The 11,404-nt window shown below is 64.3% G+C and carries 11 protein-coding genes; 3 read left to right on the top strand and 8 right to left on the bottom strand.

The genetic code is table 11. The features are described 5' to 3' along the window. Window positions 1–3: 3 nt before the first annotated feature. From AWB66_RS06015 to AWB66_RS06005, 3 genes are read right to left on the bottom strand one after another with little or no spacing between them, the layout of a single operon-like run. On the bottom strand, window positions 4–384 hold the full coding sequence (locus AWB66_RS06015) for a RidA family protein (protein WP_087629344.1): 381 nt from the start codon (window positions 382–384) through the stop codon (window positions 4–6). A gap of 18 nt (window positions 385–402) precedes the next feature. Continuing rightward, window positions 403–1,899 (bottom strand): N-acyl-D-amino-acid deacylase family protein, encoded by a 1,497-nt coding sequence (locus AWB66_RS06010; protein ID WP_087629426.1) that lies wholly within the window; start codon window positions 1,897–1,899, stop codon window positions 403–405. A 1-nt stretch (window position 1,900) separates the two neighbouring features. After that, window positions 1,901–2,788: a MurR/RpiR family transcriptional regulator gene (locus tag AWB66_RS06005; protein ID WP_087629343.1), complete on the bottom strand. Its 888-nt coding sequence runs from the start codon at window positions 2,786–2,788 to the stop codon at window positions 1,901–1,903. A 145-nt stretch (window positions 2,789–2,933) separates the two neighbouring features. Between AWB66_RS06005 and AWB66_RS06000 the strand changes: the two genes are divergently transcribed. Beyond that, window positions 2,934–4,208, top strand: a complete 1,275-nt coding sequence (locus AWB66_RS06000; protein WP_087629342.1) for an amino acid deaminase — start codon at window positions 2,934–2,936, stop codon at window positions 4,206–4,208. On the opposite strand, the gene AWB66_RS05995 is transcribed toward AWB66_RS06000, so the two are convergent. Together AWB66_RS05995 and AWB66_RS05990 are read right to left on the bottom strand one after the other, a co-directional pair. Further along, the gene (locus AWB66_RS05995) at window positions 4,205–4,660 is read right to left on the bottom strand and encodes a MarR family winged helix-turn-helix transcriptional regulator (RefSeq protein WP_087629341.1); all 456 of its coding nucleotides are present in this window, start codon (window positions 4,658–4,660) and stop codon (window positions 4,205–4,207) included. The two genes, AWB66_RS06000 and AWB66_RS05995, sit on opposite strands and share 4 nt — an antisense overlap. Window positions 4,661–4,692: 32 nt before the next feature. Beyond that, complete coding sequence (locus AWB66_RS05990) at window positions 4,693–6,288, bottom strand: MDR family MFS transporter (RefSeq protein ID WP_087629340.1); 1,596 nt, start codon at window positions 6,286–6,288, stop codon at window positions 4,693–4,695. 105 nt (window positions 6,289–6,393) lie between these two features. Between AWB66_RS05990 and AWB66_RS05985 the strand changes: the two genes are divergently transcribed. Beyond that, window positions 6,394–7,242 carry an EcsC family protein gene (locus AWB66_RS05985; protein ID WP_087629339.1) on the top strand — a complete coding sequence of 283 codons (849 nt, stop codon included), beginning with the start codon at window positions 6,394–6,396 and terminating at the stop codon, window positions 7,240–7,242. Here AWB66_RS05985 and AWB66_RS05980 read toward each other — a convergent pair. The 3 genes from AWB66_RS05980 to AWB66_RS05970 form a co-directional block, all read right to left on the bottom strand. After that, entirely contained in the window at window positions 7,212–8,162 is a 951-nt protein-coding gene (locus AWB66_RS05980; protein WP_087629338.1) for an alpha/beta hydrolase, read from the bottom strand. The two genes, AWB66_RS05985 and AWB66_RS05980, sit on opposite strands and share 31 nt — an antisense overlap. A 48-nt stretch (window positions 8,163–8,210) precedes the next feature. Then, window positions 8,211–8,612, bottom strand: a complete 402-nt coding sequence (locus AWB66_RS05975; RefSeq protein ID WP_407642269.1) for a CHRD domain-containing protein — start codon at window positions 8,610–8,612, stop codon at window positions 8,211–8,213. Window positions 8,613–8,843: 231 nt separating this feature from the next. Further along, window positions 8,844–9,968, bottom strand: coding sequence for a porin (locus AWB66_RS05970; RefSeq protein WP_087629336.1), 1,125 nt, complete (start codon window positions 9,966–9,968; stop codon window positions 8,844–8,846). A gap of 477 nt (window positions 9,969–10,445) precedes the next feature. On the opposite strand from AWB66_RS05970, the gene AWB66_RS05965 reads away from it, so the two are divergent. Beyond that, on the top strand, window positions 10,446–11,381 hold the full coding sequence (locus tag AWB66_RS05965) for a LysR family transcriptional regulator (protein ID WP_087629335.1): 936 nt from the start codon (window positions 10,446–10,448) through the stop codon (window positions 11,379–11,381). Window positions 11,382–11,404 lie beyond the last annotated feature (23 nt).

The following is an 11,404-nucleotide window of genomic DNA, read 5'->3' as shown; positions in this document are numbered from 1 at the left end:
GCGTCAGGGCGCCTTATACGCCACGCAATCCACCTCGACCTTGCAATCGATCACCATCGACGACACGACGCAAGCGCGCGCTGGCGGATTCTCGCCGAAATATTCCTTGAACACCTTGTTGAACGAAGCGAAATCCCGCGGATCGTCGAGCCACACGCCGCATCGCACGACATGCTCCGCGCCGTACCCCGCTTCCTTCAGGATCGCAAACACGTTCTGAATGCACTTGTGCGACTGCTCGACGATGCCGCCGTTGATCACCTCGCCATTTTCCATCGGCGTCTGTCCGGAGACGAACAACCAACCGTTCGCCTCGACAGCCCGCGCGAACGGCATATGCGCGCCGCCCTGTCCCTTACCGCCTTCCACGCCATATCGCTTCATCTTCGACTCCCTTTGAACTTAAAAAGCGCCGCGTTCGTCCAGCTTCGAAGCTGAACCACGCGCCACGAATTGCCCCGCACGGTCGCCCGTCACCGCCCGCTCGCTGTACGACAGAACCCCGTTCACCCAGACCGCATCGATGCCGTCCGCCGGCTGCTGCGGTTCCGCGAAAGTCGCGGCGTCGCGGACCTTTTCGGCGTCGAACATCACTAGATCGGCGTGGAAGCCGACCTTCAGTTCGCCGCGCTCCACGAGCCCGAACCGCCGCGCCGAAAGGCTCGTCATCTTGCGCACCGCTTCCTCCAGCGAAATCAGCGCCGTATCGCGCGCGTAATGGCCGAGTACGCGCGGAAACGCGCCCCACAGACGCGGATGCGGCAGCGGATCGTTCGGCAGGCCGTCGGAGCCGACCATCGTCGCGGGATGCGAGAGGATGCGCCGCACGTCGTCCTCCGACATGTTGTGATACACCGCGCCCGCCGGTTGCAGCCGCTTGCCCGCTTCCTGCTGGCTCACGCCCCACTCGGCGGCGATGTCCTTGATGAGCTTGCCCGCCATCTCGGGATGCGGCTCGGACCAGGTGATCGTGATGTCGATGTCGCCCGTGACCTGCTTCAGATCCAGCGTCGACGAACTGCGGTTGTACGGATAGCAGTCGCAGCCGACCGGCTGACCGTCGCGGGTCGTGTCGAGCGACTTCAGCACCTCGACGCTGCGTCCCCAGTTCGACGGCCCCGCGCACTTCAGATGCGAAATCACGACCGGCACGCGCGCGTGGCGGCCGACCTGATACGCCTCGCTCATCGCGTCGAGAATCGCGTCGAATTCGGTGCGCATGTGCGTCGTGTAGAGCGCGCCCGCACGGCCGAGCGGCTCGGCCAGCGCCTTCACCTCTTCGGGCGGCGCGCTGAACGCCGAACCGTACGCGAGCCCGCTGCTCAGTCCGAGCGCGCCGTTATCGAGCGCTTCTTCGAGCTGCGCCTGCATCGCCTCGATTTCCGCCGGCGTGGCCGCCCGGTCGAGCCGGTCCATGTGATTGTTGCGCAGCGCCGTATGCCCGATCAGCGCGCCGACGTTCACCGCCGGCCGCGCCTCGTTGACCGCGTCCACATACGACGCGAACGTCGGATAGAGGAACGCGCCCGCGTCGCCGAGCAGGTTCATCGGGTCGGGCGGATCGCCGTTCAACGTCACCGGCGATACGCTGATCCCGCAATTGCCGACGATCACCGTCGTCACGCCCTGCGTGAGCTTCGGCAGCATCTGCGGCGAGCGGATCACGTGGGTGTCGTCGTGCGTGTGGACGTCGATGAAACCCGGCGCGAGCACACGCCCCGCCGCTTCCACGACTTGATCCGCACTCCAGCCCGCGAGGCCGCCCGGCGCCGTGATCGCGACGATGCGGCCATCGCGCAATGCGACGTCGCGTTCCGACGCGGGCGCGCCCGTGCCGTCGATCACGCGCGCGCCGACGATGAGCGTGTCGGCCTTGGCCGTCTCCAACTGCGATTCCATGTCAGTCTCCCAGAGGTTGGCGCTCGCCGCCGCCGCGATGCGCATCGAGCGCGTGTTTCATGCGGCGCAGCAATTCGCGGCTGTGGCTCGCCTGCTTGACGGCCAGTTCGGTAACGAGCAGGTCGAGCGCCATCATCATCGCGTAACGCGACGACGACGGCTTGTAGATGAAATCCGTTTCGATCGCGATGATCGGGATCAGCCAGTCGGCGAGCTGCGCGAGCGGCGAAGCCGGCGCGGTCAGCGCGATCACGCGCGCGCCGTATTCACGCGCGAGCCGGCAGCTTTCGACCATCTCCGGCGTCTGTCCCGTCACCGACAACGCCACGACGACGTGCTCCTTCGACAACGTCGCGGCCACCATGCGCTGCAGCAAACCATCCTGATACGACGCGACCGGACGACCGAGCCGCACGAGCCGAAAGCGCATCTCGTCGGAAAGCGCGGTCGAGCCGCCGCCCATGCCGAACACGTAGATCATCGCGGCTTCGCCGAGCGCGTCGGCGGCGGCTTCGATCGGTGCGCCGCGCAGCGCGCCCTGGTTGTGCGCGAGCGTCGTCTGCACTTCCTCGAAGATGCGCGTCGCGAGCGAATCGGGCAAGTCGTCGGGCTCGCGCTTCAGGAAACGCTGGCCGACCGCCGCCGCCTGCGCGAGCCGCAGTTTCAGCTCGCGCACGTCGTCGCAGCCGACCGCCTTCGCGAAACGCGTCACCGTCGCGATGCTCACCTCGGCCTTTTCTGCGAGCGCGCCGATGCTAGCGCGCGACGCGCCGGTGAGATCGTCGAGGATCAGCGCCGCCACCTTGCGCTCCGCCGAACGCAGTTCGGGCGCGCGCTCGGCGATCCGGGCGACGATGTCGAAGCCAAGCGTTTCAGAGGAAGCATTCATCCAGGCAAAAACCAGAAAAGGAACCGTCTTGGTACTAAATAACAATTTATCCCGCATCGTACTTTCGGTACCATGTGGACGTCAACCTTGGCGCCAGTTAAGTATCGACAGAACTCTATTTAAACGGACGATGGAGTAGCAGCACATGAAAGTTACAAACTATCAGAACGCGACAATCGACCCGTTCGGCAAGGGTCTCGGCATGGTGCCGGGCACGGGCATCAATCTCGGCGATGCGGGACGTCTCGACTGGAATCTGCTCGAAGAAGACGTGAGCCTGCCGGCCGCCGTGCTGTACGCGGACCGCATCGAACACAACCTGAAGTGGATGCAGGCGTTCGTCGCGGAATACGGCGTGAAGCTCGCACCGCACGGCAAGACGACGATGGCGCCGCAACTGTTCCGTCGCCAGCTCGAAACGGGAGCGTGGGGCATCACGCTCGCGACCGCTCATCAGGTGCGCGCGGCGTATCGCGGCGGCGTGCATCGCGTGCTGCTCGCGAACCAGCTCGTCGGAAAGCGCAACATGGGCATGATCGCCGAGCTGCTGACCGATCCGAATTTCGAGTTCTTCTGTCTGGTCGATTCGGCGGACGGCGTCGATCAACTGGGCGAATTCTTCAGCAGCGTGAAGAAGCCGTTGAACGTGCTGATCGAACTCGGCGTGCCGGGCGGACGCACCGGCGTGCGCGATCAAGCCCAGCGAGAAGCCGTGCTGGCCGCCATCGCGCGCTGGCCGGACATGATTCGCCTCGCCGGCGTGGAACTGTACGAAGGCGTGCTGCAGGATGAGTCGAAGGTGCGCGAATTCCTCCAGGACGCGGTGGCGATCACGCGCGCGCTCGTATCGGAAGGCAAGATCACACGCAAACCGGCCATTTTGTCGGGCGCGGGATCGGCGTGGTACGACGTCGTCGCCGATGAATTCGCGAAGGCGAACAGCGACGTGATCGAAGTCGTGCTGCGCCCCGGCTGCTATCTGACGCACGACGTCGGCATCTACAAGAAAGCGCAGAACGAGATTTTTGCACGCAATCCGATCGCGAAGAAAATGGGGCAGGGATTGAAGCCGGCGCTGCAACTATGGGCCTACGTGCAGTCGATTCCGGAGCCGGATCGCGCGATCATCGGTCTCGGCAAGCGCGATTCCGCGTTCGATGCCGGCATGCCGGAGCCGGCGCGGCACTATCGGCCGGGCAACGACGCGCCGCGCGACGTCACCCCCGGCGACGGCTGGGAAATCTTCGGCCTGATGGATCAGCACGCGTATCTGCGCATCAAGCCGGGCGACGACGTAAAGGTCGGCGACATGATCGCGTTCGACATCTCGCACCCGTGCCTGACGTTCGACAAGTGGCGCCAGGTGCTGGTCGTCGATCAGAAGTTCCGCGTGACCGAAGTGATCGAGACGTTTTTCTAGACGTCGTCGCTGGCGGCGTTCGACGCCGTCACCGTCTGGATGCGCTGCTCCAGCATGCGCAGCGCATCGGACAACGCGGCGATGGCGTCGTCGGGCAGCGACGCCATCGTGTCGTGCAGGAACGCGTTCCTGCGCGGCAGGCCGGCATCGACGGCAGCGCGGCCGTCGTCGGTCAACACGACGTTGGAAACGCGGTTGTCGCGCGCGTCGACGCTGCGCGTAATCCAGCCGAGCGCCTCCAGCGCCTTCAACTGGCGCGTGAGCGCGCCCGGATCGACGCGCAACTGCTCCACCAGCTTCTTCTGCGACAGCACGCCCGCGTGCTCGTGCAGCGCGCGCAGGATGCGCCAGCGCGGCATCGGCTGGCCGACCTGCGATTCGAACGCCGACATGAACGCGCGGTAAGTGCGTCCGAACTGCTGAACGACGGCGATACGGTCCTGTTCTTCCATGCTCTGTCTTCCGGCTGTACGTTCCAGCAAGTTCATTCGGCGGCGACCGTCGGTTCGACGGGCCCCTTCAGGCGCACCGGCGGCACGCGGCGCGACTGCCACAGCGAAATCACCGCGACGACCGCCGCGAGCGCAAGCCCGATGTGAATCGCGGCGACGAGCGCCTCGCGCGCCGCCTCGAGCAGCAGCGCGCCGTTGTGCCCGGCGGCACTGAGCTGCGCGAGGAGCGTGTCCTGAGCGTCGCGATTGATGAGGATCTGCGGATCGGCGAGTTCGGCGAGCCAGTGCGTCGCGTGATCCTTTTCCAGCGCAAGCTGCACGCCGCTCGCGTAGAGGTGCGTGACGAGCGTCCCGGTCAGCGCCGTGCCGATCATCCCGCCGATCATCCGCAGCGATTGCAAAAGCGCCGTGGCGATGCCGAGATGCTGGCGGCCCGCCGTCTGCTGCGCGAAGACGGTCAGGTTCGGCATCACGAAGCCGAGGCCGAGACCGCCGATCAGCATGAACGTCATCAGGATCGGACGCGGCATCGCGCGCGTTGCGATCACCGTGCCGAGGCACGCGATCACCAGAAGCCCGAAGCCGACGTAGAGCATCGCGTTCGGATTCTTCACACGCGTCACGATGCGCCCGTTCGCGATACTGCCGATCGTGATGAACACGACGAGCGGCGTAATCATCAGCCCGGCGTCCTTCGGCGACATTCCGAAGCCGCCCTGGAACAGGAGCGGCGCGTAGAACAGCAGCGAAAACATCGTGAAGCCGCCAAGAATGCCGAGTGTGAAAAGCGCGGCGAGGCTCTTGTTGCGAAACATGTCGATCGGAAGAATCGCGTAGGCGCAGCGCTTCTCCCACATCCACAGCGCGATCGCGCTCGCGACGCTCACCGCGATCAGCGCGGCCGTCTCGAGCGTCAGGCCGTGTTTCGGCACGGTTTCGACGAACATTTGCAGCGAGCCGAGCGCGACGGCGATCAGCGCGGCGCCCGGCCAGTCGAGCCGCATCTTCCCTTCGTGCGCGACGTGTCGCAAATGCGGCAGGTATCGCCAGACGAAAAACAGCGACACCGCGCCGACCGGCAGATTCACGTAGAACACCGAGCGCCAGCCGTAGTATTCGGTCAGGAAACCGCCGAGCGACGGCCCGACCGCGTTCGCGATGCCGAACGCCGAACTCATCAGCACCTGCCAGCGCAGACGCACGACGTTGTCGGGGAAAAGATCCGCGATGCACGCGAACGCGGTGCCGACCAGCATCCCGCCGCCGATGCCCTGCAAGCCGCGCGCGAGCACGAGGAACATCATGCTGTTCGCGAGCCCGCACAGCACCGACGCCACGGTGAACACAGCGATCGACGCGATCACGAACGGTTTGCGCCCGTAGTAATCGCCAAGCCGGCCGAAAATCGGTACCGTGATGACGGACGTGAGCAGATAGGACGTGGCGACCCACGCGTACAGGTCGAAGCCCTTGAGTTCGGCGACGATCGTCGGAAGCGCGGTGCCGACGACGGTCTGGTCGAGCGCGACGAGCATCGTCACGAACGAGATGCCGAGCATCGCCATCAGCGATTCGCGAAACGGAAGAACCTGGGAACTGGAATGTTGCGCGGCTGTATGAACGGCCATTTTTGATACCGCAATGATTGACTAGTCAACGGAAATCGAATCTTAGCATGTGAATGCGCTCTAACCGTTCCCGATTCACTCTTTTACTATTTCAAGAAGCCAAAAATGGAACCCACGCCGATCGCCACCACGCCCCTTTCCGCCGATGATCTCGAGTCGCTTCGCCGCGCAAAGGACGCGCTCGAAAGCCCGTCGCTGACGATGAAGCTCGCGAGCGTCGTCGGCGCGCCGATCGAAAAACTGATGGCGAAAATGCCCGGCGTCGCGCAGGAGAAAATCGACGAAGCCACGCAGGTCGCGCTTCGCAAATGCCTGCAACTCGCGCTGCGCACGCTCGGCAAAACCGGGCCGCACGATTCGCTGATGGCGCCGCCGCCCGACAAGCCGCACAACCTGATGCACAAGCTGGCCGTCGCGACGACCGGCGCCGCGGGCGGCGCGTTCGGACTTTTCGCGCTGCCGGTCGAGCTGCCGGTCACGACGACGCTGATGTTTCGTTCCATCTGCGATATCGCGCGCAGCGAGGGCGAGGACATCCATCGCATCGACACGCAACTGCAATGCATGATGGTGCTCGGCATGGGCGGCCCGGCCAAAAGCGACGACAACGCCGACATCGGCTATTTCATCGTGCGCGGCGCGCTGGCGCAGTCGGTGTCGCGCGCGACGAACGAGATCGCCGCGAAGGGTTTGAGCAGCCACGGATCGACGGCGCTCATCAAGTTCCTGCACACGATCGCGTCGCGCTTTTCGGTACAGGTCAGCGAACAGGTCGCGGCCAAGTCGATTCCGGCGATCGGCGCGGTGCTCGGCGCGATGGTGAACACCGTCTTCATCGACCACTTCCAGCAGATGGCGCACGGCCACTTCGCCGTGCGCAGGCTCGAGCGGCAGTACGGCCAACTGGCCGTCGAGCGCGCGTATCAGACGATCGACGTTTCAGGCAGCCGGTGAGGCGCCTTGCCGCTCGTGGTTTCGCGGATGAACGCCGCCGCGCGGGCGAGCGCCCGGTTCGCTTCGGGCATGAAGGGCGCGCAAAGCTGAAAGCAGTGCGGCACGTTCCTCCAGATTTCGAGATCGACGATCACGCCCGCCGCGCGCGCTTTTTCCGCGACGCGCACGGAATCGTCGAGCAGGACTTCGGTGTCGCCGGCCTGGATCAGGAGCGGCGGAAGATCGTCGAAACGGCCGTATAGCGGCGACGCGCCGGGATTTTTCGGATCGGCATCGCCCAGATAGAGCTTCGCCGCGCGTGCGAGGGCCGCGCCGTGGAACATCGGATCGCGACCGTCGTTGGTCACGATGGATGCGCCCGTCGAGGCGAGGTCCGTCCAGGGCGAAAACAGCACCGCGCAGGCGGGCAGCGGGTCGGACGCGTCGCGCAACGCGTGGAGCATCGCGAGCGCAAGACCGCCGCCGGCCGAATCGCCGGCAATCGCGATCGACCGGGCCGGAATGCCGTCGGCAAGCAGACGGCGGTAGGCGGCGACGGCGTCGTCGAGCGCGCACGGGAAGCGGTGTTCCGGCGCGAGCCGATAGTCGAGGGAAAAAGCGCGCGCGCGTGCGAGCGTGGCAAGCGGGAAGACCACCGACCGATGGCTGCGCGGCGAACAGAAATAATAGCCGCCGCCGTGCAGATACAAGATGGTGGCTTGCTTCGCGGCGACGGTGTCCGGCGTCAGCCACTCGCCCCGCAGCGGGAGGTCGCGGGCGGCATAGTGTTCCGTCAGGCGCCAGCCGGCCGGGACTTTCGGCGCCCAGACGCGCCGCGCCGCGTACGCGCGCGCGCGCGCAACGTCGATCACCGGCTTCGCCGTCTCCGGCCGCAATCGGCGACGCACGATCCAGCACGCCAGCGCACTTTGCCAGCTCATTCGGAACGCTCCGCGTCGTGTTGCTCGTGTGTCGGCATCGATGCCGCGTCAGTTTGCCGGGACGACCTGTCCGCGAATTTCGCCCGATGGATTCTCGGCTGTGTGGATGTTGAAGTACCACTGGCCGGCCATCAGATCCGTGATTTGCTGGTCGGTGAGCGTGGCCTGCCCCTTCATCGGACTCGCGAGCGCGCTCTTGTCGACCGTCACTTGCGGCTTGGCGTTCTGCCCAACGGGCGCGGGGCCGTGAAAATGCGCCATCGTGACCGGGCCGGAGAGCTCGTCGTAGCTGGCAGTCCACGTCAGCGTCTTGGTGGTGGTATCGAATTGTGCGTCGACGATGCCATGTCCCTTGCTCACGCGCGGCGGCACTTCGGCCGACGGTTGCAGATTCGCCTTCAGCGGTACCGTCTCGGCAAGCACAGCCGTGGATGTCGACAGTGAAAACATCAGCGCGATCGCCAAGCCGAAATACGGTCTGAATCCTTGTTTCATGCTTCTTCTCCTGACGGCGAATGGGCCGCCTGAGGGTGAAGCACGCGGCCTTCGTCTGCATGGTAGAGCATTTGGGGCTGCATCGGCCGATTGCCGCGGCATCGCGCATTGTCGACGGCCGCAATGCAAAAGGGCGCCTTGCGGCGCCCTTTTGCATTTCTGCTACTGCTTACAGATCAAACCGCTTTAGAAGCGGTGACGGATACCAGCCGACACCACGACCTGGTGGTTGCTCGACGAAGGATCGGTGCCGGCGATTTGCGCCTGAACGCCCGAGCGCGTGGTCTGCACGACGCCTTCTGCGTAGATGTCAGTGCGCTTCGACAGCAGGTAGTCGGCTTGCAAACCGAACTGATGGTAAGCGTACCGATGGTCGTCGTTCACTCCGTCGAACCTTGCGCGGGTGTACGTGTAGGCGCCGCCCAGTGCAAGTGCCGGCGTGACGTTGTAGCGGGCGTTCAACTCAAAGTTGTTGAAGCTGCCGTTGCCGAACAACGCCGACTCGTCGAGGCGAGTCTGCGTCCACACGCCGCCGAACACCAGCGCGCCGACCGAGTAGTTTGCACCCACGCCGTACGTACGCGTGCGGCGGCTGTCCGACGCGAGCACCGGATCAGCGATCGCGCCAACGATCGTGCCATCGGCTGCCGCAGCGCCTGCACCTTGCGTTTGCAGGTAAGCTGCCGCGATCTTGAACGGGCCGTTGGCATACTGCATGCCGGCGCTGTAAGCGCGGTTGTTGGCGAAGCCGCCTGCGTCGTTCGAGAAGCCGTACACGCCGCCGAACGTGAAGCCGCCGTAATTCACGCTCTGATACTTGATCGCGTTGTTCACACGGAACGAGTTGTTCGTGTTGTCGTTATCGAACGGATGCGAGAAATACGTGCCGCCCCAGCTGCCGTTCGACGTGATCGGGCCCAGATAGTCGACGACGGAGTCGTACTGGCGACCGAGCGTCACGGTACCTGCAGTTGCGCTCGACAGGCCGACGTACGCCTGACGGCCGAACTGACGGCCACCTTGGGAAGCCGTGCCATTCGTGATGTTAAATCCGTTTTCCAACGTGAAGACGGCTTTCAGGCCACCACCCAGGTCTTCCTGACCGCGCAGGCCCCAACGGCTGCCTTGCAGGTTGCCGCTCGTCATGCCGAACTTCGACACCTGTTGATCCGGGCCAGCGCCCGTGTTTGCCACGTTGTTCGTGTAAGCAAAACCTGCATCGATGAGGCCGTACAGCGTCACGCTGCTCTGCGCACTCGCGGCAGTGGCGAACGAAGCGGATACGGCCGCCACAATCAGAGTCTTTTTCATGTGTGATCCTTTGAATGAGTCTCGCGACTCGATTTGGTTGCTCAACGCGGCGTTGCTTCGCACGGCGATTCGCCTGGCAAACCACTGAGCACCGCGCCTCCGGTTGCTTCCCGGACACCGTTATTCGGCAGACCAAAGTTTATGGCGCAGGCAATTCCTACCACTACCAAAGGACGCACAAAAATCCTTTCGAATAAATCAAATAATGCAATTTTGATACGTGGAAACCCTGACTTCCCATAGACTTGCGTCTATCTTTAAATAACTTCTGCATTCCGAATTATTGATTCGAGTTGCGTGCATGCCACAGTGGTTTGTCTGCGACACGCCGACGACTTCGGAATAGTCGTATTCACACACACGCAGCTCCCACCTACCATCGCGCGCGCATCGATACAGCGCCTACCGATGCCCTTCCAAACCCCAACGCGGCACCCCTCCGATGGCGCTCCATCGTACGTCCTAGCAGGCACGACCATGAATCACTTGCAAGCCATCCGCGTCTTTCTGAAAGTCGCCGAGTCGGGCTCGTTCGGGCGCGCCGCCGCGAGCTTCGAATTGTCCAACGCGGTCATCACGCGCTACGTCGCGTTGCTCGAAGCGCACCTCAACACGCGCCTTCTGAACCGCACCACGCGCAGCGTCTCGCTGACCGAAGCGGGACGCACCTACGCGCTCTCCTGCAAGGCGGTGATCGACCAGCTCGAGGAGATCGAGGCCGCCATTTCGAGCAGTTCGACCGATCCTTCAGGCACGCTCCGGCTGGTCGCTTCGGCTTCGTTTTCGCTGCTGGGTCTGACGCCGCTGCTCGGCGCCTATCGCGAGCGCTATCCAAACGTGAAGCTGCGTCTCACCTTGCTGCATCGCCCGGTGGATCTGGTCGACGAGGGGTTCGACGTCGGCATCGTCGTGCCGCGGCTCATCAATAGCGGCACGCTCATCAACCGCCCGCTCTTCAAGGTGACGCCGGCGGTCGTCGCCGCGCCGGCCTATCTCGAGCGGCACGGCACGCCGACGCGCCCTTCCTGTCTCGCGACGCACACGTTTCTCGCGCCATCGCCCGACATTCACGGCGCGATGTGGACGTTCATCTCGTCCTCGGGCGACGACGAAGAGGTCTCGCTCGATCCGGCCTATACGGTCAACAATTCGCAGATGCTGCGTCAGGCAGCGATAGTGGGAATGGGCGTCGCCGTGTTGCCGGAAAGCCATGTCGCGAGCGACATCGAAAGCGGCGCGCTCGTGCGTCTTTTGCCCGGGTTCTCGGTGAAGGACGCGGACAAGGAAGTCTCGCTGGTTTATCCGGGAAGGCGGCATGTGTCGGCGAAGACGCGCTCGTTCGTCGACTTCGCGCTCGCCTACTTTCGCAGCGACACGGCGGCGCAGATGCAGCCGCCGCCGGTCGTCTGCTGACCCTCGCCTCCACGCAAACGAAT

Source organism: Caballeronia telluris, assembly GCF_001544495.1.
In the GTDB taxonomy this organism is placed as follows: domain Bacteria; phylum Pseudomonadota; class Gammaproteobacteria; order Burkholderiales; family Burkholderiaceae; genus Caballeronia; species Caballeronia telluris.
Note: the sequence above shows the minus strand (reverse complement) of the source record. Positions and strands in the feature narration are given on the sequence as shown.

Excerpts from the sequence above, each read along its gene's own strand:
- AWB66_RS05980 (WP_087629338.1), bottom strand. The coding sequence starts at position 8,162 with ATGAGCTGGCAAAGTGCGCTGGCGTGCTGGATCGTGCGTCGCCGATTG.
- AWB66_RS06005 (WP_087629343.1), bottom strand. The coding sequence starts at position 2,788 with ATGAATGCTTCCTCTGAAACGCTTGGCTTCGACATCGTCGCCCGGATC.
- AWB66_RS05965 (WP_087629335.1), top strand. The coding sequence starts at position 10,446 with ATGAATCACTTGCAAGCCATCCGCGTCTTTCTGAAAGTCGCCGAGTCG.
- AWB66_RS06015 (WP_087629344.1), bottom strand. The coding sequence starts at position 384 with ATGAAGCGATATGGCGTGGAAGGCGGTAAGGGACAGGGCGGCGCGCAT.
- AWB66_RS05995 (WP_087629341.1), bottom strand. The coding sequence starts at position 4,660 with ATGGAAGAACAGGACCGTATCGCCGTCGTTCAGCAGTTCGGACGCACT.
- AWB66_RS05975 (WP_407642269.1), bottom strand. The coding sequence starts at position 8,612 with ATGTTTTCACTGTCGACATCCACGGCTGTGCTTGCCGAGACGGTACCG.
- AWB66_RS05970 (WP_087629336.1), bottom strand. The coding sequence starts at position 9,968 with ATGAAAAAGACTCTGATTGTGGCGGCCGTATCCGCTTCGTTCGCCACT.
- AWB66_RS05990 (WP_087629340.1), bottom strand. The coding sequence starts at position 6,288 with ATGGCCGTTCATACAGCCGCGCAACATTCCAGTTCCCAGGTTCTTCCG.
- AWB66_RS06000 (WP_087629342.1), top strand. The coding sequence starts at position 2,934 with ATGAAAGTTACAAACTATCAGAACGCGACAATCGACCCGTTCGGCAAG.
- AWB66_RS06010 (WP_087629426.1), bottom strand. The coding sequence starts at position 1,899 with ATGGAATCGCAGTTGGAGACGGCCAAGGCCGACACGCTCATCGTCGGC.
- AWB66_RS05985 (WP_087629339.1), top strand. The coding sequence starts at position 6,394 with ATGGAACCCACGCCGATCGCCACCACGCCCCTTTCCGCCGATGATCTC.